The organism is Stutzerimonas chloritidismutans, from assembly GCF_051486945.1.
Taxonomy (GTDB): Bacteria; Pseudomonadota; Gammaproteobacteria; order Pseudomonadales; family Pseudomonadaceae; genus Stutzerimonas; species Stutzerimonas chloritidismutans_B.
In genome coordinates, this window is sequence record NZ_JAHVDX010000001.1 from 1,408,464 (window position 1) to 1,433,607 (window position 25,144).

A 25,144-nucleotide genomic window follows, 5' to 3' on the forward strand; every position below is an offset into this window, starting at 1 on the left:
TCACGCGACCTGCCGGAGAGCATGAGGCGCAACCAGCAGCTGCCGAAGTGGCCCGGCAACACAGCCGCTACGCGCTACAAGCAGACCATCGCACGCCCGCTCGGCGAGGCTGGCGAGGTTATGACTCACCAACATAAGCGTACGGCCTTCCGCTTGCCAACGTGCGAGGTGCTGCCACAACAGATCGAAACCGACTTCGTCCAGCGCGGCCTCGGGCTCATCGAGCAATAGCACTTGCGCGTCTGTCAGGGTCAGCCGCGCCAGCAATGCACGCTGCAGTTCGCCACCGGAGAGCGCATGCAAACCCTGCTCCTGCAGTTCGAGCAGGCCCCAGTCTGAGAGCACCTGACGCAGCCGTGCCTGCCGTTCACGTCGCCCGAGTACGCTGCGCCAGAAGCCGCCGGCTACCAGCTCGGCGAGGCGAATCGGAAACTGCCGGTCGACATACTGCTGCTGCGGCAGATAACCGATACCCCCGAGCCTCGGTGCCTCAACCTTGACACTTCCAGCCAGCGGTCGGTCCAGCCCGGCGATGACTTTGAGCAGGCTGCTCTTGCCGGAACCGTTGCTGCCAATCACAGCAGTCAAGCTCCCGGGCGCCGCGCTCAGATCGAGCGGTGGCGTCAGCGGCCGCCCGCTCGCCCCCCATTGCAAATGCGTACAACGGATCATTGCTACCTCGGTTTCTATCGGACGCCAGCCTGGTGTCTGGCATCAGGGCCAAGCGATAACGTAATAGTTATAACATAACAAAATCAGGCGAAAGCAATAGGCTCCCCGCCCGACTGAGGTGTTCAGGCTTGGCTATTCAAAGGTGGGCGTGTTTTTCGCAGCGGCGTCGCGATTCCGGCGAGCCGCTGCAGAGCGATTAGCGCGCCGCGCGCGGCTTTTTCTTCGCGAGGGCCAAGTGCGAGAACACGGCGTGCAAGTCGTCCGACGCGCCCTCTTCGTCGAGGTTGAGCTTGCTGTCGATGTGATCCATGTGATGCATCATCAGGCTCACTGCTTTGTCGCTGTCGCGCGCGGCAATGGCGTCGATCAGCTCGTTGTGCTCGTCGTAGGAACAGTGCGAGCGGTTGCCGCTCTCGTATTGGGCAATGATCAGCGATGTTTGCGACACCAGGCTGCGCTGGAAGCTCACCAGCGGGGCGTTACGCGCGGCCTCGGCCAGTTTGAGATGGAACTCGCCAGACAGGCGGATGCCAGCTCCGCGATCTCCACGGGCGAAACAGTCCTGCTCATCCTTGACCATTTGCCGCAGCTCGGCGAGCTGCTCGGCGCTGGCATGCTGTACGGCCAACTCGGTGATGGCCCTCTCGACGAGCCGCCGCGCAAAGAAGATCTGCCGCGCTTCATCGACGCTCGGGCTGGCCACTACCGCCCCGCGATTGGGCCGCAACAGCACTACCCCTTCGTGCGCGAGCCGCGACAGGGCGCGCCGAATGATGGTGCGACTCACGCCGAAGATTTCGCCGAGGGCTTCCTCGCTGAGCTTCGTGCCCGGGGCCAGCCGCTGTTCGAGAATCGCGTCAAAGATATGTGCGTAAACGATGTCGTCCTGGGTCCCGGTCCGGACCTTGCCGCTTCGAGTCGGCTTCTTCAGAGGCTGCAACTGTTCGTTCATGGTGACTCGCGTTCGGAAATGTCGGCAGCACGCACTTTACTGCGTTTCCGAGGTTCGCTGGCAGCTAGCGGGAATCAAATCGCGAAATAAATCCAAAATAATTGTGCACAATCAACAGCGTATAAAATCTCACGCACTTTGCCTGGCGGCGCGAGCCGACGCGCTAGCATTTCTTGGGAGCCAGGAGAACCGTGGCCGCCCGATCTCCCCGGCGAATTCCGTTTGCATTTTTTGTATACAAATAGATAATCGCGCCAGGCCATCCTGACCTTCAGGTCAAATACAAGGCGCTGCGCCTACACGCGGCCAGCCGGGGACGCGCCCTCACCATCACCTGCCTCAAGAGCGTCGCTCTGGGTGATCGACAACAAGAACGATGAGGAACACCTTGTGGAAAGCACCAAGCAGGAACAGGCGGCCCTTGGGCTGCAGCCGCAACCCACCGGTCTGCTCGACCGAATCTTCAAACTCAGCGCTCATGGAACGCGTGTCAGGACCGAACTGCTCGCCGGCCTCACGACCTTTGTCACCATGGCGTACATCATCTTCGTCAACCCCAACATCATGGCCGACGCCGGCATCGATCACGGCGCCGCCTTCGTCGCCACCTGCATTGGTGCGGCACTCGGCTGCCTGCTGATGGGCCTGTACGCGAACTGGCCGGTGGGCCTGGCGCCGGGCATGGGCCTCAACGCCTTCTTCACCTATACCGTCGTTGGCGAGATGGGCTACAGCTGGCAGATCGCCTTGGGCGCGGTCTTCCTCTCCGGCATCCTGTTCATGATCATGAGCCTGTCGCGACTGCGTGAATGGCTACTCAACAGCATCCCGATGAGCCTGCGCTTTGCAATGGGTGCGGGGGTGGGCTTATTCCTTGGTTTGATTGGCTTGAAGACCGCCGGCATCGTCGTTGACAGCCCCGCGACACTGCTCACCATGGGCTCTTTCGGCGAGCCCACCGCCCTGCTTGCCGCGGTGTGCTTCCTGATGATTGCCGTGCTCAGCCACCGCAATGTGTTCGGCGCCATCCTGTTGAGCATGCTCGCTGTGACCGGTATTGGCTGGGCCATGGGCCTGGTCGAATACAACGGTTTGGTCTCGATGCCGCCAAGCCTCGCGCCGACCTGGCTAGCGATGGACATTGCCGGCGCGCTGAATGTCGCGATGGTCAGCGTGATCCTGGCGTTTCTCTTCGTGAATATGTTCGACACGGCCGGGACGCTCATGGGCGTCGCCCACCGCGCTCATCTCGTCGACGAAGACGGCAAGATCCAGAACTTGTCCCGCGCGTTAAAAGCCGACAGCACCTCCAGCGTGGTCGGCGCCTTCGTCGGCTGCCCTCCGGTGACCAGTTACGTCGAAAGCGCCTCGGGCGTCGCCGCGGGTGGCCGGACGGGACTCACCGCCGTGACCGTCGGTGTGCTATTTCTGATTGCGATGTTCTTTGCCCCGCTGGCTGGCATGATCCCCGCCTATGCCACCGCGGGCGCGCTGATCTACGTGGCAATGCTGATGATGAGCGGCATGGCGCACATCGACTGGAAAGACCACACCGACACCATTCCTGCGATCGTGACGGTGGTGATGATGCCCCTTACCTTCTCAATCGCGAACGGCATCGCGTTGGGCTTCCTGACCTATGCCACGCTGAAGCTGCTCACCGGTCAGCGCGACAAGGTCTCGATCAGCCTGTATGTGTTGTGCGTGATCTTCATCGCCAAGTTCGCCTTTCTCTGAGCGAGGCGCATCGCCGCCCCGTCGCACCGCGGCGGGGCTTTCTTATTAAAGTCAGGAGGGTGAAATGAGTCTGGAAACCTGGTTGTTGTATGCGAGTGCGGCGCTGGTAGTGATCCTGATCCCCGGCCCGCTGTCGCTGCTGATGATCAGCAACAGCCTGAATCACGGGGTGCGTCGCTCGTGGCCGGCGTTTCTTGGTGGGGTGACGGCTTCCATTCTCCTGCTCAGCGCCTCGGCGCTCGGCCTCGGCGCCATCCTGATGGCCTCGGAACGGCTATTCAGCACGCTCAAGCTGATCGGCGCGCTGTACTTGTTCTACCTCGCGTGGCAGAGCTGGCAGGAAGCACGCCGCGCGCCAGCTGCGCGTGAGATCAATGGAGCGGTATCGGCTCCGCGCTTCGGCCGACTGTTCGGGCAGGCCTTCCTGCTAGGAGGCAGCAACCCGAAGGACATTTTGTTCTTCGCCGCATTTCTGCCGCAGTTTCTCAATGCGGAGCAGCCATTGCTGACGCAGTTGCTGGTGATGATCGCTACTTGGGCCGTACTGGACCTGTGCTGCAAGCTGGCCTATGGGCTGGGCGCGCAGGGCGCGGCGCGTTACCTGCGCACCGGGAAGGGGCATGTGTGGTTCAACCGAACGAGTGCGGCGCTGTTTGGGGGCGCGGGGGCGGCTTCGTTGATGAGCCGGTAGGCGCTTTGAAGCGATGCCCATAGCCAGTTGGTTGGCTGGGGCATTGATTTCGCCTTGCTGGGCGCGTTCCGACATCTGGATCTGATCGCTATGCGACCGGGCCTCTCTCACTACGGCGCCGCTCCCAGGGCACGTTACGAAGAGTCCGAGTCGCCTGTAGGTCTTAAGCCGTTGTACTTCGGTGGAAAAACGCAGCGCGGCCTTCCACTCTAACGATCAGCGACACAAAAGAAGGTAAGCAGTCCTGCAACTGGCGCCGAGCGACACACGCCAAACCCCACCCCCCATAAAAAACCCGCCATTAAGGCGGGTAAAAGGACTCCAGTAGAGTCAGCACTTAAGAAACCGGACTAGCTGCCCCGATACGTCGAATAGCTATACGGCGATATCAACAAAGGCACGTGGTAATGGTCCTGCTCGGCATCGATGCCAAACCGCAATACCACCACATCAAGAAAAGCTGGCTCGGTTAGCGCCACCCCACGACGGCGGTAGTAGTCACCCGCAGAAAACTGCAGCTGATAAACACCGGACCGATAGTCGTCGCCTTCCAACAACGGCGTGTCACAGCGGCCATCGGCATTGGTCTGGCGCGTGGCGACCCGCTCCAGGCGGTCGCCCTCGACCCGATAGAGTTCGATGCAGATATCGCTGCCCGGGCAGCCGTGGGCAGCATCCAATACGTGTGTGGTCAAACGTCCCATAGGTTCCAGCACGACGGCGCGAACCGCCCTGCCCGCCTCCTTAGTGGTGATTGGTGACCGGAGCATAGCACTCCGCACAAAAATTAAAGACAGTTTTCTTTTGAATTGTACACAACTCGCGATTTCCATATCTGGCCCGCTTCCTGCTGCACAAAAGCACAAGGCATAAGGCCAAGCGCCGCTCGGCATAGAAAAACGATAGGGGCAGACGGCGTCACCGATGAGGCGAGACAGAAATAATCCTGGATTTTTGATTTACAAACCACAAATCGTTTTGTATACAATTGAGCCATACAGGTTGCCGGACCTTCTACGCGGCGGCCCGGTTCGAACAAGGAACGACAATGAGCGCCGACTACCCTCGTGACCTTATCGGCTACGCCGAGAACCCACCCCATCCGCACTGGCCGGGCGACGCCCGTATCGCCCTGTCCTTCGTGCTGAATTATGAGGAAGGTGGCGAGCGCAGCGTGCTGCATGGTGATAAGGAATCCGAAGCCTTCCTCTCCGAGATGGTCGCCGCTCAGCCGCTTCAGGGCGTGCGCAACATGAGCATGGAGTCGCTGTATGAATACGGCAGCCGCGCTGGCGTCTGGCGCCTGCTCAAGCTGTTCAAGCGCCATGACATACCCCTGACGATCTTCGCCGTGGCCATGGCCGCGCAGCGCCACCCGGACGTGATCAAAGCCATGGTCGCCGACGGTCACGAAATCTGCAGCCACGGCTATCGCTGGATCGACTACCAGTACATGAACGAAGCCCAGGAACGCGAGCACATGCAGGAGGCGATCCGCATACTCACCGAGCTGACCGGCGAACGCCCGCTCGGCTGGTACACCGGCCGCACCGGGCCGAACACGCGTCGCCTGGTGCGTGAGGAAGGCGGTTTCCTCTATGACTCCGATACCTATGACGACGACCTGCCCTACTGGGACCCGGAGTCGACGCCCGCCAAGCCGCATCTGGTGATTCCCTACACGCTGGACACCAATGACATGCGCTTCACCCAGGTGCAGGGCTTCAACAAGGGTGACGACTTCTTCGAATACCTGAAGGACGCCTTTGATGTGCTCTATGCAGAAGGCTGCGAGGGCGCGCCGAAAATGCTGTCCATTGGCATGCACTGTCGCCTGCTGGGTCGCCCCGCTCGTCTGGCCGCGCTGCAGCGCTTCATCGAGTATGCCAAGGGGCACGACAAGGTCTGGTTCGCCCGCCGCGTCGATATCGCACGCCATTGGCACGCCACCCACCCCATGACCGCGGAGCGCAATTGATGACCCCGTTCAAAACGATCAAGCCGTCGACCCTGGACCGCGACGCCTTCGTCGCCGCCTTCGCCGATGTTTACGAGCATTCGCCCTGGGTCGCCGAGACGGTCTATGGCGCTGGCGTCGACGAGACGCTGGATTACGTCGAGGTGATGCACACCCGCCTGTCCCAGGCGATGCTCGCCGCCGGCCACGACACCCAACTGGCGCTGGTCAATGCGCACCCGGACCTGGCCGGCAAGGCCGCCGTGCGTGGCGAGCTGACCGCATCGAGCACCTCCGAGCAGGCCGGCGCCGGTATCCATGAATGCACGCCCGAGGAATTCGCCCGCTTCACCGAACTCAACGAGGCCTACAAGGCCAAGTTCGGCTTCCCTTTCATCATGGCGGTCAAGGGCAGCAACCGGCACCAGATCCTCGCGGCGTTCGAAGAGCGCATCCACAACAGCCCGGATCAGGAGTTCGCCCGAGCGCTGGCCGAAATCAACAAGATCGCCCTGTTCCGGCTGCAGGCGATGTAGCCGGAACGGGAAATAGGCAACACCGCAACACAGGCAATAAAGGCAGAAACCGCTCCACTCAATTCAAGGCAGATCGCGATGAAAGCTTACGCCGTACCCTTCGAAAAATACGTCAACCTGGCCGACGCCCGCCTGGGCACCAAGGCCATTTCCGTCACCGACGATTGGTTCGCCGACGTCAACCGGTTGTTCCAGCCAACACCGGCCGTATGGAAGGAGGGCGTGTTCGATGACAACGGCAAGTGGATGGACGGCTGGGAGTCGCGCCGCAAGCGCTTCGAAGGCTACGACCATGCGGTGATTCGCCTCGGCGTGCCGGGTCAGATCAAGGGTGTGGATATCGACACCAGCTTCTTCACTGGCAACTACCCGCCGTCCGCCTCGCTAGAAGCCTGTTTCCTCGCCGAAGGCGACCCAGACGACAGCACCCAGTGGACTGAGATCCTTCCCGCGGTAGAACTGCAAGGCAACAGCCATCACTACCACGAGATCGCCTTCGACAAGCCGGTCAGCCACCTGCGCTTCAACATCTACCCGGACGGCGGCATCGCCCGTCTGCGTGTACATGGCATTCCGTACCGTGACTGGAGCACGGTCGGCGACAACGAGCAGCTCGACCTCGCCTCGGCGCTCAATGGCGGCCGCGCACTGGCCTGCTCCGACGAGCATTTCGGCCGCATGAGCAACATCCTCAATCCGAACCGTGGCGAGAACATGGGCGACGGCTGGGAAACCGCCCGCCGCCGTACGCCGGGCAATGACTGGGTGATCGTCGCCCTCGGCCATCCGGGCGAGATCGAGCGCATCGTCGTCGACACGCTGCACTTCAAAGGCAACTACCCGGACAGCTGCTCGATCCAGGCGGCCTACGTCAAAGGCGGCACCGACAGCCAGATCGAAACCCAGAGCCTGTTCTGGCGTGAGCTGCTGCCGAGCCAGAAGCTCGAGATGCATGCCGAGCATGAGTTCAGCGAACAGATCGCTAAGCTTGGCCCGATTACCCATGTACGCCTGAACATCTTCCCGGACGGCGGCGTCAGCCGGCTGCGGTTGTTTGGCAAAGCAGTGAAGTAACCGTTGAGGCGGCATCGGCCAGATACCGCTTCAGGCATAGACCGTAGGAGCGAGCTTGCTCGCGAATGACCCACCCCAGGATCGCGAGCAAGCTCGCTCCTACAGAACAGCTAACGAGCACAGCATGCGCACACTCAAGATCGAACCGTTGACCAAGGAAGCCTTCGCCCCCTTCGGCGACGTCATCGAAACCGAAGGCAGCGACTACTTCATGATCAACAACGGCTCGACCCGTCGCTATCACAAGCTGGCCACAGTCGAGACCGCCGCGCCCGAGGATCAGGCGATCATCAGCATCTTCGCCGCCGAGGCGCTGAACATGCCGCTGGTCATTCGCATGCTCGAAAGACACCCGCAGGGCAGCCAGGCCTTCATTCCGCTGCTCGGCAACCCTTTTCTGGTCGTGGTCGCGCCACTTGGCGATGCACCTGTACCGGGTCACGTCCGCGCCTTCCGCAGCAACGGCAGGCAGGGCGTCAATTACCACCGCGGCGTCTGGCACCACCCGGTGCTGACGATCGAAAAGCGGGATGAATTCCTGGTGGTCGATCGCAGCGGTTCTGGGAACAACTGCGACGAGCATTTTTTCACCGAGGATGAGCAGGTTCTCCTCGACCCCCACCGGGACTCCGAACAGGCGACCGACTGACCCCGAAGGGCATTTTCCAGGCTGCCGTGCACAGCCGAGAGAACGTGCGTGCTTCAGAACAGACCGGACACTTGCGACGAGTCGAATAAGAAGAAACAGCGGTTGGTCCGCCAGCCGTGCAAGAGGTAACTATCGTGGAAGCACATCTGACCGAATGGCTGAACCTTACTATTCGCTGGATTCACATGATCGTCGGCATCGCCTGGATCGGTGCCTCGTTCTATTTCGTCTGGCTGGAAAACAACCTTAACCGCGCCAACCCGCGCGACGGTCTTTCGGGTGACCTCTGGGCCATTCACGGCGGGGGCATTTACCACCTTGAGAAGTACAAGCTGGCACCGCCGCAGATGCCGGAGAACCTGCACTGGTTCAAGTGGGAGGCCTACACCACCTGGCTGTCGGGCGTGACCCTGCTGATGGTCGTGTACTACCTCAACCCCACCCTGTATTTGATCGCACCGGGTAGCGACATGACCCCAGCGATGGCCATCGCCATCGGCTTTGGCTCACTGATCGTCGGCTGGTTCGTCTATGACCTGCTCTGCGACTCGCCGCTGGGCAAAAAGCCCGCACTGCTCGGCCTGGTGCTGTTCGTTTTGGTGATCTTTGCCGCCTGGGCCTACTCACAGGTGTTCAGCGGCCGCGCCGCTTATATCCACACCGGCGCGCTGATTGGCACCATCATGGTCGGCAACGTGTTCCGCATCATCATGCCGGCCCAGCGCGCACTGGTCGCTGCCATCGAACAGAACCGCACGCCAGACCCGGTGCTGCCGGCCAAGGGCCTGTTGCGCTCGCGCCACAACAACTACTTCACCCTGCCCGTGCTGTTCATCATGATCAGCAACCACTTCCCGAGCACCTACGGCAGCCAGTACAACTGGGCAATCCTGGCCGGAATTTCGGTGCTGGCCGTGTTGGTGCGTCACTACTTCAACACCCGTCATGACAGCAACCGCTTCGCCTGGGCCCTGCCCGCTGCGGCCGTCGGCATGATCTGCCTGGCGTTCGTCACCGCGCCGAACCGCCAGGGTGGTGTGCCCAACGCCGCCCCGACCAGCCCGCGTGAGCAGAGCATCGAAGCGCAGCAGGCCGCGGCAGTAACGCCGGCAGAGCAAAGCGGAAACAGCGAGTTCGCTGAAGTCCATCGGATCATCAACGAACGCTGCACCGTTTGCCATGCCGCTGCGCCCAGCAGCCCGCTGTTCAGCGCAGCGCCTGCGGGTGTGATGTTCGACACCCCTGAACAGATCCGCCAGCAAGCCGCCAAGATCCATGCGCAAGCCGTGGCCAGCCAAATCATGCCGCTCGGCAACATGACCAACATGACCCAGGAAGAGCGCGACCAGCTCGGCGCCTGGATCGACAAGGGCGCGCCGATCGACTGATCGCGCCCACGGCGCCGCGCCCTTGCTGGCGCGGCGTCTGCCTTCCAACCGACTCGACCACGCCCCTGCGAGGTTTCACGAACAGCACCCGGCACGGCCGGACCCCCCAAGCACCATTCCCGGCTCCGCACGTTCAGCGGGGCCACCGCGACCCTCCAATAACAAAAGCGTCCGAGGTGTTTTTGCATGAACGATGTGACCGAGCGGGAAACCGCGTCAGCCACGGAAACGCGGCTGCCCCTGCTGCAGATGCTGCTGGTGAGCTTCCAGCATGTACTGCTGATGTATGGCGGGGCCGTCGCCGTCCCGTTGATCGTGGGCCAGGCGGCGGGGCTGTCGCGTGACGAAATTGCCTTTTTGATCAACGCCGATCTGCTCGTTGCCGGCATCGCTACCGTTGTGCAATCCATGGGCATCGGGCCAGTCGGCATCCGCATGCCCGTGACGATGGGCGCCAGCTTCGCCGCGGTGAGCAGCATGGTGGTGATGGCCGGCATGCCCGGCGTGGGAATGACCGGCATCTTCGGCGCGACCATCGCGGCAGGCTTCTTCGGGCTGTTGATCGCGCCCTTCGTGTGCAAGATTGTTCGGCTGTTTCCGCCGCTGGTAACGGGCACCGTGATCACGGCCATCGGCCTGTCGCTGTTTCCGGTCGCCGTGAACTGGGCGGGCGGGGGCAGCGGGACCGGCCAGTTCGGCGCCCTGCCCTATCTCGGCGTGGCCGCGGCGGTACTGACGGTGATTCTGCTGATCAATCAGTTCATGCGGGGTTTCTGGGTCAATGTCTCGGTGCTGATCGGCATGGGCCTCGGCTACGTGCTGGCAGGTGCCCTGGGCATGGTCGATCTCAGCGGATTGGATGCTGCGCCCGCCGTGCAGCTGGTGACGCCAAACCACTTCGGGGCACCGCAGTTCCTGCTCGCGCCCATTCTGTCGATGTGTCTGGTGGTGGTGATCATCTTCGTCGAGTCAGCCGGCATGTTCCTGGCGCTGGGCAAGATCACCGGTCAGGAAGTCGATCCGAGGCAACTGCGCCGGGGCCTGCTGTGCGACGCCGGCGCGACCTTTCTGGCCGGCTTCATGAACACGTTTACCCACTCGTCCTTTGCGCAGAATATCGGCCTGGTGCAGATGACTGGCGTGCGTAGCCGCTACGTCACGGCCATCGCCGGTCTCTTTCTCATCACGCTGAGTTTGCTGCCCAAGGCGGCGTTTCTCGTGGCCTCGATCCCGGCGGCCGTGCTTGGCGGCGCGGGCATCGCCATGTTCGGCATGGTCGCCGCAACGGGCATCAAAATCCTTCAGGAGGCCGATATTGGCGATCGACGCAACCAGTTGCTGGTCGCGGTAAGCATCGGCTTGGGGATGGTGCCGGTGGTGCGGCCCGAGTTCTTCGCCCACTTACCGCACTGGATGGAGCCCATCACCCACAGCGGCATCGCCGTGGCGACCCTCAGCGCCGTGACGCTCAACCTGCTGTTCAATGTTCTGGGTGGCCCGGAGCGCCATGCACTGACAGGTGCCGCGCACCACTGACAGGCACCCGACCGGGAGCCTGCCACGGGCGGGCTCCGCGCACCGCGGCGTTCTTCCCGATGCTCGACAAGCCATGCGCCCCCGTTAAAATGCGGCGCCCGCCTGCCGAACCGAGAAGGACTGACCCATGATCGAAGCCACCTGGATCGCCTTCGCTTTCGCGCTCGGGCTCGCCTCGAGATCGATCGGCCTGCCGCCGCTGATCGGCTATCTGGGTGCCGGCTTCGCCCTGGCAGCCTTTGGCGATCGGATCGGTGTCGGCCCGCGGGACAGCGAAATCCTCGCCCACCTCGCCCATCTCGGCGTGCTGCTGTTGCTCTTCACCGTCGGGCTCAAGCTCAAGCTGAGCAACCTGGTACGGCGCGAGGTGATCGGCGGCAGCCTGCTGCACTTCGGCATTTCCAGCCTGATCGTGCTGCCCGCGATCTTCTTCTTTCTCGATACGACGTGGCGCGACAGCCTCTTGCTGGCGGTCGCGCTGTCATTTTCCAGCACCGTGCTGGCGGCCAAGGTGCTCGAAGGCAAGCGCGAATTGCGCGCCTTCCATGGCCGCGTCGCGATCGGCGTGCTCATCATCCAGGACCTGATTGCCCTCGTGGTGATGAGCATCGCCAGCGGCAAGGTGCCCTCCGCCTGGGCCCTGCTGGTATTCCTCTTGCCGCTGCTTCGCCCGTTGCTGTTCCGCCTGCTCGACTACAGCGGTCACGAAGAACTCATGGTGTTGCTCGGCCTGATGCTGGCGCTGGTCGCGGGCGGCCTGGGCTTCGAATATGTCGGCCTCAGCTCGGAACTGGGCGCCCTGGCGTTCGGCGCGATGCTCGCCAAGCACAAGCGCGCGACCGAACTTTCCAACTCGCTGTGGGCAATCAAGGAAGTCTTCCTCGTCGGCTTCTTCCTGCAGATCGGCATCGGCGGGCTGCCGGACATGGATGCGATGCTCTTCGCCGGCGCCGTTGCGCTGCTGCTGCCGCTCAAGGGCGCGCTGTTCTTCTTCCTCTTCCTGCTGTTCCGCCTGCGCGCGCGCAGCGCCTTTCTCAGCGCCTCGAGCCTGACCAACTACAGCGAATTCGGCCTGATCGTCGCCAGCGTCGTGTTGCCACAATGGCTGACACCGCTGGCAATCACGGTGGCATTGTCGTTCGTCATCTCGGCGCAACTGAACCGGATTTCGCACCCGCTCTACGATCGCCTGGCCAAACGCCTGATTCCGCTCGAACGTGACATCCGCCACCCGGACGAACAGCCCGTTTCGCTCGGCGACGCGCAGATTCTGGTCATGGGCATGGGCCGTACCGGGCGCGCCGCCTACGATCATCTCAAGGCGCAGGGCTGGCGCCTGATCAGCCTCGACTCGGACCTGGTCACGGTGAAGAAGAGCAGCGAGAACGACCGCCATGTGCTGTTCGCCGATGCCGAGGATCAGATGTTCTGGGAGAGCCTGGAGATGAATCAGGTCAAGGCGGTGATCCTGGCGATGAACGATCCGGAGGCGAAGATCATTTCTACCCGCAAGCTGCGTGGCAAGGGCTTCAGCGGCCTGATCGTCTCGCATGCCATGTATGACGATATCGCCAAGCAGATCGAAGCCGCCGGCGCGGACCGTACCTACCTGACGATGAGCGAAGCCGGCGCGGGCCTGGCCGAGCATGTCGCGAGAGAGCTACGCGCGGCCCATTGACACGGCGGGTGCACGGCCGTCCGGATTGTGCACAATTACAAAATTTATTGTTTCATCTCCTGTCCACAGGTTGTTATAGTCGAGCGCATCCTGACCGAGCGAACAGCTTTTTTCGGCCAGTGATAGAGGTCCGTGCAGCCTCGAAAGCCCATGACCGAACAATAACGAATGGCAGGCTTGACTCATGACCGCAACCGAACCCAGGAGCGGTGACGCTCCCAATCAGGACCTGATCTACCAGCTGGAAGATCGCCCCGGTCCACTCCCCGCCACCTTCGCCGCGATCCAGCATGTGCTGGCCAGTTTCGTCGGCGTGATCACTCCGACCCTGATCATCGGCAGCGTGCTGGGCCTGGGCGAGCATGTGCCCTATCTGGTCAGCATGGCGCTGTTCGTTTCCGGCATCGGAACCTTCATCCAGGCCAGGCGCGTCGGCCCGATCGGCGCCGGCATGCTCTGCCTGCAGGGCACCAGCTTCGGCTTTCTCAGCGTGGTGCTGGCGGCCGGCTTCATCGTCAAGAACCGCGGCGGCACCCCGGAAGACATCCTCGCGACGCTCTTCGGTGTGAGCTTCTGCGCGGCGTTCGTCGAGATCGCCGTCAGCCGCTGCATCGACCGGCTGCGCCGGATCATCACACCCGTGGTCACCGGCACCATCATCAGCCTGATGGGCCTGTCGCTGATCAAGGTCTCGATGACCGACATCGCTGGCGGTTACGGCGCCGAAGACCCCGGCGCCCTGCCCAACCTCGCACTGGCCGGTCTGGTGCTTGGCACCATCATCGTGCTCAACCGCTTCGGCATTCCGCTGCTGCGGCTGTCCGCGGTGATCGTCGCGCTGGTGGTGGGCTACGCCGCCGCCTGGATGATGGGCATGGTGGATTTTTCCAGCCTCGCCACGCTACCGGCACTGAGCGTGCCGCAGCCATTCAAGTTCGGCTTCGCCTTCGACTGGATGGCCTTCATCCCCATCGCGGTGATCTTTCTCATCACGCCGCTGGAAACGGCGGGCGACCTCACCGCGAATTCGATGATTTCGCGTCAGCCGGTCAAGGGCCCGCTGTACCTCAAGCGGATCAAGGGCGGCATCCTGGGCGACGGCTGCAGCTCGCTGCTCGCCGCGACCTTCAACAGCCTGCCGATGACCACCTTCAGCCAGAACAACGGCGTGATCCAGCTCACCGGCGTGGCCAGCCGGCACGTCGGGCTGTACATCGCCGCGATCCTCATCCTGCTGGCGCTGTTCCCGGTCGTTGGCGGCGTGCTGCAACTGATGCCCAAGCCGGTGCTCGGCGGCGCGACCTTGATCATGTTCGGCACGGTTGCCATCGCCGGCATCAAGATACTCGCCGAAGCCGGGCTCAACCGCCGCAACATGCTCATCGTCGCCATCTCGCTGGGCCTGGGGCTGGGCGTGGCAGCGGTACCGGATGTGCTCAACCACCTGCCCGAGGTGCTGAAGAACATCTTCGGTTCACCCATCACCATCGGTGCCTTCAGCGCGATCCTGCTCAACTTCTTCCTGCCCCGCGAACCGGAGGAAGACGACAACTACGACCCGGACAACCTGATCGAGGACACGATCGGCACCAACACCCTGGCCGTGAACATCCCGGACTATTCCAAGACCGAGCCCAAGGCGATCACCCGCGATCCCTCCGCCCAACTCACCCCGACCGGCTGACCGCGCGCCGGGCATCGCAGCCTGGCGCGCCCCTCCGCCTACAACAACAAAACCAAAAGGGTATCCGCATGACCTCCAAGCTCGCACCGCTCTCGCTGGCTCTGGCCGGCACGCTTCTCGCTGCGCCCGCCTTCGCCGACGACATGCTGCACTGGCAGAACAACAGCCTCACCTACCTGTACGGCAAGGACTACAAGATCAACCCGCCCATCCAGCAGACGCTGACCTTCGAACACGCCAGCGGCTGGGCCTGGGGCGACATGTTCCTGTTCATCGACAACATCTTCTACAACGGCGTCAGCGGCAGCGATGGCCACACCTATTACGGCGAGTTCAGCCCGCGTCTGTCGCTGGGTAAGCTCAGCGGCCAAGACCTGGCCTTAGGCCCGGTCAAGGACGTGCTGCTCGCCGCCACCTATGAGCGCGGCGAGAGCACCGACGGCGTACCGAACCAGAACTACCTGCTCGGCCCGGCGGTTGACCTCGACGTGCCAGGCTTCGATCGCCTGGCCATCAACCTTTACTACCGCAAGCCGGACGGCAGTACCGGCAAACCGGCCGGCCAGTGGCAAGTCACGCCAACCTGGGCGATCACGATCCCGGTGGGCAAGTCCGACATCCTCTTCGATGGCTTCATCGACTGGGTGGTAAACGACGCCGGGTCCGAGCGCCGCGGGGACTTCGTCTCGAAGAACCTGCACATCAACCCGCAGATCAAGTACGACCTGGGCAAGGCACTCGACGGGGAGCCGGGACGGCTCTACGTGGGCTTCGAGTACGACTACTGGTCGAACAAGTACGGGATCGAGGATGGCGGGTTCGTCAGCCGTAACTTCGTGGGGCCAACCGACCAGAACACGGCGAGCTTCCTGGTGAAGGCGCATTTCTAGAGCCGCTGCCGCGCTTGTAAAGGAAAGGAAAAAGGCGACCTGCGGGTCGCCTTTTTCGTGGTCAGCGCTTTCGGCTACAACCGGAAACTTCCCATCTGCCGCCCCAGGTCTTCCGCCAGCTGCGAAAGCGCCTGGCAGTCGCTCCGGCAGGCTTGCACGTCCCGCGCCGTAGCCTGCGCCAGGTCGGCGATACCCTGCACGTTATGAGTGATTTCCTCGGTCACGCTGCTCTGCTCCTCGGTCGCCGCTGCGACCTGGGTGTTCATGTCGCTGATCGCCTCGACCTGCTCGGTGATGGCGCTCAGCGACTGTCCGGTGCGCTGGCTGGCCTGCACACCCGTCCCCGTCGCCGCCTGACCGGCATGCATCGAATTCACAGCGGTCTGCGCGCCGTTCTTGAGCCCCTGAATCATTTGCTGGATCTCATCGGTCGACGTCTGGGTACGGCTGGCCAGGGTACGTACCTCGTCGGCAACGACGGCGAACCCGCGCCCCATTTCGCCGGCACGGGCGGCCTCGATCGCGGCGTTCAGGGCCAGCAGGTTGGTCTGTTCGGAAATGCTACGGATCACCGCCAGCACCTTGTCGATGGACGCGACCTGCTGCGCCAGGTCAGTCACCGACTCGGCCGCGTGGCCGATCTCGCCGGACATCCGCTCGATATGCGCGATGGACTCGCCAACGACCGTGCGCGCCTGCATCGCCTCGCTGCGCGCACCTTGCGAGGCCTGCGCCGCGTTGCTCGCGTTACGGGCGATTTCCTGCACGGTGAGGCCCATTTCGTGCACGGCGGTAGCGACCATGTCCGTCATCTCGTGCTGGCGACCGGCACGCGTCGCCGTGTTGTCGACCACCTGCGCCACCTGGCCGACGGCCGTTCGCAATTGCTGGCTGGTCGTCAGCACGTCGCCGATCAACACTCGCAGGCTTGCGATGAAGCGGTTGAAGCCGCGAGCCAGGTCACCCAGCTCATCGGCGCGGCTCTCGTCCAGGCGTCGAGTCAGGTCCCCGCCGCCTCCGCCGATTTCGACCAACGCCTGGGTGACCTGCCGGATCGGCTTGACCAGCCCACGCGCGAGCCAGACGACCAAGCCCAGGAAGAACAGCGCGATACAGGCACCGATCAGGCTGATGGTCCACAAGGTGCGACGCGCCTCGGCGAAGATTTCCGCTTCCGGCACTTCGCTTACCAGGACCCAGCCTAGGCTTTCTAGCGGGCGGGCGATTGCCAGGTACGCTTCGCCGTCCCGATCGAAGCGCACCGCATCGCGTGTGCCGCCCAGCAGTTGGCGAGCGGCGTCGCTCCCGGCCAGCGTGCCAAGCTCAGTACGGTCGTTGTGCTCGGCACGTGGATGCACCTTGATCCGCCCGTCCGCGTTGACCAGATACACCTCACCCCGCTCGCCAAAACGGAAATTGCTGATCAGCTCGGACATGCTGCTCAAGCTGTAGCCGAGACCGGCGACGCCCAACGTGCGCCCGCCCGACTCAATCCGCTGGTTGATGAACAGCGTGGGCTGGCGGGTGGTCTTGTCGATGTCGATCTCGAAGCGCCGTTCGATGCTGCTGTCGGCCAGGCTATAGAACCAGGCATCACCAGCAGCACTGCGGCTGAGCGTGCGTGACAGCCCAGCCTCGGAATAGTAGTTGCCGCTCTCAAGCACGGCGATGGAGGTCGTCAACGCCTTCTGTTGAGCCTTGACGCCCTCCAGGTAGCGGCCGACCGCATCGGCATCGAGCCCCGTTTCGCCGCTGCGCAGCCAGTCATGGACCAAGGCATTGCTGGCGATCCCCGCCGTGGCAGTGATGGGCGCGGTCAACGTGCGCTCGATGTCCTTGCCGATGGCGCCGACGTTCGCCGGTAGCGCCTGCCCCACCAGGTAGCGCTCGGCCAGCCGATTGACCGCGGATGAATACACAAGGATCACGATCAGCAGGCTGGTCAGCAGGGCCGCCCCCATGCTGACGATCAACTGCCACTGGATACTGCGTTGCATGAAAGGCATAGGGTGACCCTCGAGCACAGGATTAAGTACACATCTATCAGCAAAAATGTATACAACTTGAATTTCTGACGCCAGGTATTTATCGACTGCACGGACGAGAGGCTGGAGGACCGTCCGGCGGACCGTCATGCATCAGGCGAACAGCAGCGTTGGCGACCGGCCAGCGAGCGTTCCGCTTCCTTGAGACGGCCGGGACGCAGGTGCTAGGATTCCCGCCCGGCCAACCGGCCTCGCAGGTAGTGAATCGAAGGGGCCCATGACCAGTATCCGCGAGCGCAACAAAGAACTGATCCTCCGTGCGGCAAGCGAGGAATTTGCCGAGAAAGGCTTCGCCGCGAGTAAGACGAGCGACATCGCCGAGCGCGCCGGGCTGCCCAAGCCCAACGTCTACTACTACTTCAAGAGCAAGGAAAACCTGTACCGCGAGGTGCTGGACAGCATCGTCGAGCCCTTGCTGCAAGCCTCCGAGCCGTTCAACCAGCCGGGCCATCCGGCCGACGTCTTGCGCGCTTACATTCGCACCAAGATCCGAATCTCGCGGGAGCACGCCTGCGCCTCCAAGGTTTTCGCCAGCGAGATCATGCATGGCGCACCACACCTACCCGCCGAGCGTGCCGAGCAGCTCAACGCCCAGGCGAGCCACAACGTCGCCTGCATTCAACGGTGGATCGACGACGGCTTGATGGCCCCGGTCGATCCTCACCATCTGCTGTTCAGCATCTGGGCGGCGACCCAGACCTACGCCGATTTCGATTGGCAGATTTCTACCGTGACCGGCAAGGCCAGGCTCGACGACTCCGATTACGATGCCGCCGCCGAGACCATCATCCGCCTGGTGATCAAGGGCTGCGACGTTCAGGACGCCGTGCCACACGGCTGATCGCCCCGGTCCGTCGCCCTGCCCGGCAAAGGCTTGAATCCTCGACGGGCGGCTCTGCGGCAAGCGATGTGTTTTGATAACGTTTTGCCATACAGGACGGCGCCAACTTTTGACGTATGTCCTGCGCGTATCAATACTGGCGAACAAGCGGCCCGGAAAAAGGAAATTCTTTTGAGCCACCTGCGCAGCAGCCTGTCGCGACAACTGTTACGTATCGTCCTGCTGTCGGCGCTGGCCGTCGGGCTGGTATTGAGTTGCTCGCAGATAATCTACAACGCCTATAGCACTCGCCAGTTGATAGATGCGGAGGCGCAACGCATCCTCCGCATGACGCGCGATCCGTCTACTCAGGCTATTTACAGCCTCGACAGGGAAATGGGCGCGCAGGTGATGGAAGGCCTTTTCCAGCACGAATCGATCCGCAAGGCAGCCATCGGTCACCCCGGCGAGGATCCGCTGGCGTTCAAGTCCCGTCCATTGTCCGAGCAGCCGACCCGCTGGATCACCGACCCCATCCTCGGGCGCGATCAGAATTTTTCGATCCCCCTGATCGGCCGACCGCCCTACAACGAATATTACGGCGACCTCAGCATCACCCTGGACACCGCGCGCTATGGCGAGGAGTTTGTCAGCAATTCGCTGGTCATCTTCATCGTCGGCATGCTGCGCGCGCTGACGCTGGGGCTCGTGCTCTACCTGATCTACGAGTGGCTGCTGACCCGGCCGCTGACCAAGCTCATCGAGCACCTGTCCAACATCAATCCCGATCGCCCCAGCGAGAACAAGCTGCCCATGCTAAAGGGGCACGAAGGCAATGAACTGGGCCTGTGGGTGGAAACAGCAAACGGCCTGCTCGCCTCGATCGAACGCAACATGCAGCTGCGCCACGCCGCCGAGAGCAACCTGGAGCGCATGACGCAGTTCGACTTCCTGACCGGCCTGCCCAACCGGCTCCAGCTGCAGCAGCAACTGGACCACATCCTGACCGAGGCCGCGCGGCTGCAGCGCCGAGTGGCCGTGCTGTGCCTGGGCCTCGACGACTTCAAAGGCGTTAACGAGCAGTACAGCTACCAGAACGGCGACCGCATGCTGATCGCCCTCGCCGACCGCCTGCGCAAGCAGAGCGGGCGCATCGGCGCGCTGGCCCGCCTCGGCGGCGACCAATTCGTGATGATCCTTTCCGGGTTCGACAAGCCCTACGAAGCCGCCGAACTGGCGCAGCAGGTGCTCGACGACCTGGAACGGCCCATCGTCCTTGACCGAGACAACGTCCGCCTGCGGGCGACCATCGGTATCACGCTGTTTCCAGAGGATGGGGACAGCACCGAGAAGCTCCTGCAAAAGGCCGAACAGACCATGACCCTGGCCAAGAGCCGGGCACGCAATCGCTACCAGTTCTACGTCGCCAGCATCGACAGCGAGATCCGCGAGCGGCGGGAATTGCAGAAAGACCTTGCCGAGGCCATCCAGCGCGGCGAATTCAGGCTGGTGTATCAGCCGCAGATCGATTACCGGCTCAAGCGCATCACCGGTGTCGAGGCCCTGCTACGCTGGTCGCACCCCAGCGGTCGGATGGTTCCGCCGGACATCTTCATCCCGCTGGCCGAGCAGAACGGCAGCATTATCACGATCGGCGAATGGGTGCTGGACCAGGCCTGCCGCCAACTTCGCGAGTGGCATCAGCAAGGCTTCACCGGGCTGCGCATGGCAGTGAACCTGTCGACGGTCCAGTTGCACCATGCCGAGCTCCCTAACGTGATCGGCAACCTGTTGGCGACCCACCAGTTGCCGCCGGAAACGCTGGAGCTCGAGGTAACCGAAACCGGGCTGATGGAAGACATCGCCGCCGCCACGCATAACCTGCACAGCCTGCGCCGCTCCGGCGCGCTGATCGCCATTGATGATTTCGGCACTGGCTATTCGTCGCTGAGTTATCTCAAGAGCCTGCCGCTGGACAAGATCAAGATCGACAAGAGCTTCGTCCGCGACATGGACGCCGACGAAGGCGATGCCACCATCGTGCGCGCGATCATCCACCTGGCACGCAGCCTTGGCATGCAGGTCATCGCCGAAGGCGTGGAAACCGCGGAGCAGGAGCGTTACCTGGTTACCGAGGGATGCGACGAAGGCCAGGGTTACTACTACAGCAAACCCGTTCCCGCCGACGAGCTGGTAAACCTGCTGCGCCAGTCCTTGCGCTTCGAACGCACGTTCAATCCCGAGACGCTCTGACGTGAACAGTCAGGTCCAGCTAGTTGCCACGAGTAGCGCACCGAGCATGCAGAATAAGGCGCCACCCAGCGCCTGCCAGCGATAGCGCCGCACCAGCACTTCCTCGCCATGGCTCGACAGTACGAAGGGCAGCCCCTCGTCCGGCTTGGCCAATAAATGCCGGACTGGTTGCACGCTGGCGAGACGATGCCTCGCTTCGGCTTCAAGCCCGGCAGCCAGCCGTACCCGCTGCCATTCGGCCACATCGAGCTGGCCGTCACGGTTGTTGTCGAAACGCCGCAACAGGCCATCGTACTCGCCCTTCCATTCTCGGATGACCTCCCCTCGCGCGGCCTCCAACGCCAGACCTGCTCGCCCACCACCGTCGCTACGAAAGTCTCCTACCGCATACAGGGGCTCACCCAGATGCAGCCGCTCCTCGGTATAGCGATAACGCCGGGTGCCGCCGAGCCACGCCCGCAGGCCGGTGACGGGCAGCCCGCGAGGATGACGCACGTCTCCCGACCACCGATCGCGACGGCTAGGCAGCACCTCCGCGCCGCGGGTGTCGATCAGGCAATCGCCGCTCCCGTCGAACAGCCTGAGCAAAGCGCTGCTGGCGCCTTGCTCGACGACCCGCCAGCTTCCACGCTTGCTGGTCTCACGATATTCCTCGATGCGGTAGCGCCACCACAGGCATGGTGTGCCTGTCAGCGGGGCGATTTGCTGGGGTGCGTCGACCAATTCGGCCAGCACGCCGGCGAGCTCGACGTAACCCTGTGCGGCCGAGCGGATTCGCGAGGTGGGGGTGTCCTGAAGATGACGCAGCCGCGTCCAGCGCCCGATCCAAAGCCAGCCACCGGCCAGCGCCAACGCGGCACCCACCGCAGGCTGCAGCCAAGCCCCATCCATCAGGTGCGGTCGAACAAGGGCTTGAGGTCGACATCCGCACGCTCGGCCTCGCTGAACTGCAGCAGCGCCGCTTCGCGAAAGCCAAAGGTGCGTGCCAGCAGCACATCCGGGAATTGTTCTATGCGGACATTGTTCAAGTTGACCGCCTCGTTATACAGCTCCCGGCGATCGGCGATTCCGCTTTCCAGCCCGCTGATACGCTGCTGGAGATGGCGAAAGCTCTCGCTTGCACGCAGCTCGGGGTAGCTTTCAGCCACAGCGAACAGCCTGCCAAGCCCCGCGCGCAAGCCCGTCTCCGCCTGGCCTAACGCCGCGACATCGCCCTGCTCGCGCGCGCTCGAGACGGCATTGCGCGCCTTGATGACCTGCTCCAGCGTGGACCGCTCATGCTGCATGTATTGCTTGCAGGCCTCGACCAGCTTGGGCAACTCCTCATGGCGCTGTCGCAACAGCACGTCAATGTTCGACCAGGCCTTGCCGACGCCATGCTTGAGGCGCACCAGCCCGTTATAGAGCACAACCGCATAGGTGACGGCGAGAAACAGCAGAACCAACAGGATCACGGCGCTCGGGCTCATTAGGCCACTCCATGGATAAGGGATAGCGGCATTCTAGCGACAGCCGTGCACCGCATACGCGATGGGCTGCACGCAATTTCTTTGCACAAAATGAAAATCTTTCGCATTATGCTCCGATACCGTTTGTCGCAGCCTGGCTGCCGACGCGTTCATACAAACCCGCAAGCAAAGGAACCCGCCATGCTACGCACACCCGTCTGGGCAACCGCCAGCCTGTTGGCTGTCGCCATTTCTCTCGCTGGTTGCGGCGAAGACAAAGCGCCCGCCGAACAGGCCAGCGCACCGCAAGCCACCACCCAGAGCGAGCCGGCAGCGGCTGCGCCCGAGGCTGCAGCAGCGACGGTGAACAGCGAAGCGGCCCAGGCCGTGGTCAAGCACTACGCCGACATCGCCCACGCGGTATTCAGTGACGCTCACAGCACGGCCCTCAAGCTTCAGGAAGCCGTTGACCAACTGCTGGCCAACCCGACCGACGAAACCCTGCAAGCTGCGAAAGAGGCCTGGTTGGCCGCTCGCGTCCCCTACATGCAGAGCGAAGTGTTCCGCTTCGGCAACCCGGTGGTTGATGACTGGGAAGGCCAGCTCAACGCCTGGCCGCTGGACGAAGGCATGATCGACTACGTGGACGGCGACTATCAGCACGCGCTGGGCAACCCGGGTGCGACCGCCAACATCATCGCCAACAAGGAAATTCAGGTTGGCGAAGACAAGATCGACGTCAGTGACATCACCGGCGAAAAGCTGGCCAGCCTGAACGAGCTGGCTGGCTCCGAAGCCAACGTCGCCACCGGCTACCACGCGATCGAATTCCTGCTTTGGGGCCAGGACCTCAACGGCACCGAAGCGGGCGCAGGTCAGCGTCCGGTCAGCGATTTCGTCGAGGGTGATGGCTGCACCGGCGGCAACTGCGACCGCCGTCGCGCCTACCTGAAGGCGGCCACCGAGCTGCTGGTCAGCGATCTCGAAGAGATGGTCAACGAGTGGAAACCGGGCGCCGACAACTATCGCGCCAGCCTGGAGAAGGAATCGGCGGAGAACGGCTTGCGCAAGATGCTGTTCGGCATGGGCAGCCTCTCGCTGGGTGAGCTGGCTGGCGAGCGCATGAAGGTCGCGCTGGAAGCCAACTCCCCTGAGGACGAGCACGACTGCTTCAGCGACAACACCCACAACTCGCACTACTACAACGCCAAGGGCATCCGTAACGTCTACCTGGGCGAGTACGACCGCGTCGACGGAAGCAAGCTGACCGGCCCAAGCCTGGCCTCGCTGGTCGAAGGCGTGAACCCGGAGCTCAACAGCACGCTGAAGGCGGATCTGGAAACCACCGAAGCCAAAATGCAGGTCCTGGTTACGAGCGCCGAGAACGGTGAAGCCTTCGACCAATTGATTGGCCCGGACAATAGCGAAGGCCAGCAAAAGGTTCGCGACGCGATTGGCGCGCTGGTCAAGCAGACCGGCTCGATCGAAAGCGCTGCCGCCGCGCTTGGCATCAGCGACCTGAACCCCGACACCGCCGATCACGAGTTCTGATCGCTGTCGACCGGCTGCAGCGCAAGGCTGCAGCCTTTCCAGCCCGCCAGCGCCTCATCCGAGCCTGCCTGGCGGGCCTGGCCTCCTGAATGAAAATTGCTCTTATTTAGCCGCGCCCGGCCTGCTAAGATTGCCGCCCCTTACAAGGTCCTGGTCACTCGATGCGCCCGTCATGCCGTTCAGCTCTCGTCCTGCTATTTGCGCTCGCGCTCGGCGCCTGCGACAAGTCGGCCCCTCGCTTCGAGCAGGCTGAACCTGGCGAAGCCCTCTCGGCTGGCAGCGCAACGATCAAGCGATTCGACCAGAACGCCTTCTCCATGCCCGCCGCCAACCTGGCGCCGATCAGACGTGTGGATTTCAGCGTCGGCAACAGCTTTTTCCGCAACCCCTGGGTGATCGCGCCCGCCTCGACAACGGCCCGCGACGGCCTCGGGCCGCTGATGAACACCAATGCCTGCCAGAACTGCCATATCAAGGACGGTCGCGGGCACCCGGTCGAAGGCGACGCGGGCCATGCCGTTTCGATGCTGGTACGCCTTTCCATACCCGCCCAAGACGGCCATGCGGAGGTGCTCAGGCAGCGCGGTATCGCGCCGGAGCCGACCTATGGCGGGCAGCTACAGGACATGGCCATCCCTGGCGTCGCGCCAGAGGGCAAGGTCCGTCTCGACTACCGCACCCATACCGAACGGTTCGCCGATGGCCATGAAGTCGAGCTTCGCACGCCCCTGTTGAAAATCTCGCAGTTGGGCTATGGCCCTCTGCATCCGGAGACGCTGTTTTCAGTGCGCGTGGCGCCACCGATGATCGGTCTCGGGCTCCTCGAAGCCATCCCCGAAGCGGCGCTGCTGGCTCATGCCGACCCGGATGACCGCAACGGCGACGGCATTTCCGGCCGCCCCAACCGCGTGTTCGACCAGGCGACCGGCGAAACGGTGATGGGCCGCTTCGGTTGGAAGGCCGGCCAGCCTTCGCTCAACCAGCAAAATGCCGACGCGTTCTTCAACGACATGGGATTGAGCACCCGCTTGTTCAACGGCACCAGCTGCACCGAGCGCCAGCAGGAATGCCGCGCGCTGCCCAACGGCGGTGAACTTGAGGTGAGCGACAATATTCTGGCCCAGGTGCTGTTCTACAGCCGCAACCTCGGCGTGCCGGCGAGGCGCAACGTGGGCGACGCTCAAGTGTTGGCCGGCAAGGGCCTTTTCCACCAAGCCGGCTGCCAGCGCTGCCACGTGCCCGCCTTCACCACGGCCGCCGACGCCGCCGAACCGGAGCTGGCCAACCAGCTCATCCGCCCTTATACCGACCTGCTGCTGCATGACATGGGTGAAGGCCTCGCCGATGGCCGGCCCGAGTTCGAAGCCAGCGGCCGCGAATGGCGCACGCCGCCCCTCTGGGGAATCGGGCTGACCGAAACGGTCAATGGGCATACCCAGTTTCTGCACGATGGCCGTGCGCGCAACCTGCTCGAGGCGATCCTCTGGCACGGTGGCGAAGCGGAGCAGGCAAAACAGGCCGTGCTTGGCTTTGGCCAGGTCGAACGCCAGGCCCTATTGGCCTTTCTCGAATCACTCTAGTCA

Annotated in this window: 21 protein-coding genes; 15 read left to right on the forward strand and 6 right to left on the reverse strand. The window is 63.0% G+C overall.

Annotated features, from left to right (window positions below; genetic code table 11):
- Together KXR72_RS06435 and KXR72_RS06440 are read right to left on the reverse strand one after the other, a co-directional pair.
- Positions 1–672, reverse strand: a complete 672-nt coding sequence (locus KXR72_RS06435) for a metal ABC transporter ATP-binding protein (RefSeq protein WP_437420246.1) — start codon at positions 670–672, stop codon at positions 1–3.
- A 196-nt stretch (positions 673–868) separates the two neighbouring features.
- Positions 869–1,624, reverse strand: coding sequence for a GntR family transcriptional regulator (locus KXR72_RS06440; protein WP_437420247.1), 756 nt, complete (start codon positions 1,622–1,624; stop codon positions 869–871).
- A 390-nt stretch (positions 1,625–2,014) separates the two neighbouring features.
- On the opposite strand from KXR72_RS06440, the gene KXR72_RS06445 reads away from it, so the two are divergent.
- Positions 2,015–3,361 (forward strand): NCS2 family permease, encoded by a 1,347-nt coding sequence (locus KXR72_RS06445; RefSeq protein WP_437420392.1) that lies wholly within the window; start codon positions 2,015–2,017, stop codon positions 3,359–3,361.
- A gap of 64 nt (positions 3,362–3,425) precedes the next feature.
- A complete protein-coding gene (locus KXR72_RS06450) occupies positions 3,426–4,052 on the forward strand; it encodes a LysE family translocator (protein ID WP_437420248.1) in 627 nt (208 codons plus the stop codon).
- Between the two features lie 350 nt (positions 4,053–4,402).
- Here the strand turns inward: KXR72_RS06450 and uraH are convergent, their stop codons facing one another.
- On the reverse strand, positions 4,403–4,756 hold the full coding sequence (uraH, locus tag KXR72_RS06455) for a hydroxyisourate hydrolase (RefSeq protein WP_437420249.1): 354 nt from the start codon (positions 4,754–4,756) through the stop codon (positions 4,403–4,405).
- Between the two features lie 344 nt (positions 4,757–5,100).
- Between uraH and puuE the strand changes: the two genes are divergently transcribed.
- The 9 genes from puuE to KXR72_RS06500 all read left to right on the forward strand — a co-directional run bounded on the left by puuE (position 5,101) and on the right by KXR72_RS06500 (position 15,444).
- A complete protein-coding gene (puuE, locus tag KXR72_RS06460) occupies positions 5,101–6,030 on the forward strand; it encodes an allantoinase PuuE (RefSeq protein WP_437420250.1) in 930 nt (309 codons plus the stop codon).
- Positions 6,030–6,545: a 2-oxo-4-hydroxy-4-carboxy-5-ureidoimidazoline decarboxylase gene (gene uraD / locus KXR72_RS06465; RefSeq protein ID WP_437420251.1), complete on the forward strand. Its 516-nt coding sequence runs from the start codon at positions 6,030–6,032 to the stop codon at positions 6,543–6,545. Before puuE ends, uraD begins: the two co-directional genes overlap by 1 nt.
- Before the next feature lie 78 nt (positions 6,546–6,623).
- On the forward strand, positions 6,624–7,619 hold the full coding sequence (alc, locus tag KXR72_RS06470) for an allantoicase (RefSeq protein WP_437420252.1): 996 nt from the start codon (positions 6,624–6,626) through the stop codon (positions 7,617–7,619).
- Between the two features lie 124 nt (positions 7,620–7,743).
- Complete coding sequence (locus KXR72_RS06475; RefSeq protein WP_437420253.1) at positions 7,744–8,268, forward strand: ureidoglycolate lyase; 525 nt, start codon at positions 7,744–7,746, stop codon at positions 8,266–8,268.
- Between the two features lie 134 nt (positions 8,269–8,402).
- Positions 8,403–9,656 (forward strand): urate hydroxylase PuuD, encoded by a 1,254-nt coding sequence (locus tag KXR72_RS06480; RefSeq protein ID WP_437420254.1) that lies wholly within the window; start codon positions 8,403–8,405, stop codon positions 9,654–9,656.
- A gap of 186 nt (positions 9,657–9,842) precedes the next feature.
- Positions 9,843–11,192 (forward strand): nucleobase:cation symporter-2 family protein, encoded by a 1,350-nt coding sequence (locus KXR72_RS06485; RefSeq protein WP_437420255.1) that lies wholly within the window; start codon positions 9,843–9,845, stop codon positions 11,190–11,192.
- Positions 11,193–11,319: 127 nt separating this feature from the next.
- The gene (locus KXR72_RS06490; protein WP_437420256.1) at positions 11,320–12,870 is read left to right on the forward strand and encodes a cation:proton antiporter domain-containing protein; all 1,551 of its coding nucleotides are present in this window, start codon (positions 11,320–11,322) and stop codon (positions 12,868–12,870) included.
- A gap of 184 nt (positions 12,871–13,054) precedes the next feature.
- Entirely contained in the window at positions 13,055–14,554 is a 1,500-nt protein-coding gene (locus KXR72_RS06495) for a nucleobase:cation symporter-2 family protein (RefSeq protein WP_243606330.1), read from the forward strand.
- A gap of 68 nt (positions 14,555–14,622) precedes the next feature.
- On the forward strand, positions 14,623–15,444 hold the full coding sequence (locus KXR72_RS06500; protein WP_437420257.1) for an outer membrane protein OmpK: 822 nt from the start codon (positions 14,623–14,625) through the stop codon (positions 15,442–15,444).
- A gap of 74 nt (positions 15,445–15,518) precedes the next feature.
- Here the strand turns inward: KXR72_RS06500 and KXR72_RS06505 are convergent, their stop codons facing one another.
- On the reverse strand, positions 15,519–17,450 hold the full coding sequence (locus KXR72_RS06505; protein WP_437420258.1) for a methyl-accepting chemotaxis protein: 1,932 nt from the start codon (positions 17,448–17,450) through the stop codon (positions 15,519–15,521).
- 256 nt (positions 17,451–17,706) lie between these two features.
- Here KXR72_RS06505 and KXR72_RS06510 point away from each other — a divergent pair, with 256 nt between their 5' ends.
- The gene (locus tag KXR72_RS06510; RefSeq protein WP_437420259.1) at positions 17,707–18,330 is read left to right on the forward strand and encodes a TetR/AcrR family transcriptional regulator; all 624 of its coding nucleotides are present in this window, start codon (positions 17,707–17,709) and stop codon (positions 18,328–18,330) included.
- Positions 18,331–18,501: 171 nt separating this feature from the next.
- A complete protein-coding gene (locus tag KXR72_RS06515) occupies positions 18,502–20,562 on the forward strand; it encodes a putative bifunctional diguanylate cyclase/phosphodiesterase (protein ID WP_437420260.1) in 2,061 nt (686 codons plus the stop codon).
- Between the two features lie 9 nt (positions 20,563–20,571).
- Here the strand turns inward: KXR72_RS06515 and KXR72_RS06520 are convergent, their stop codons facing one another.
- Both KXR72_RS06520 and KXR72_RS06525 read right to left on the reverse strand, forming a co-directional pair.
- Positions 20,572–21,453, reverse strand: coding sequence for a GIDE domain-containing protein (locus KXR72_RS06520; protein WP_437420261.1), 882 nt, complete (start codon positions 21,451–21,453; stop codon positions 20,572–20,574).
- A complete protein-coding gene (locus tag KXR72_RS06525; protein ID WP_437420262.1) occupies positions 21,453–22,031 on the reverse strand; it encodes a LemA family protein in 579 nt (192 codons plus the stop codon). The genes KXR72_RS06520 and KXR72_RS06525 overlap by 1 nt, the downstream gene beginning before the upstream one ends.
- A 180-nt stretch (positions 22,032–22,211) precedes the next feature.
- On the opposite strand from KXR72_RS06525, the gene KXR72_RS06530 reads away from it, so the two are divergent.
- Together KXR72_RS06530 and KXR72_RS06535 are read left to right on the forward strand one after the other, a co-directional pair.
- A complete protein-coding gene (locus tag KXR72_RS06530; protein WP_437420263.1) occupies positions 22,212–23,561 on the forward strand; it encodes an imelysin family protein in 1,350 nt (449 codons plus the stop codon).
- A gap of 161 nt (positions 23,562–23,722) precedes the next feature.
- A complete protein-coding gene (locus tag KXR72_RS06535) occupies positions 23,723–25,141 on the forward strand; it encodes a di-heme oxidoredictase family protein (RefSeq protein WP_437420264.1) in 1,419 nt (472 codons plus the stop codon).
- Positions 25,142–25,144: the final 3 nt, after the last annotated feature.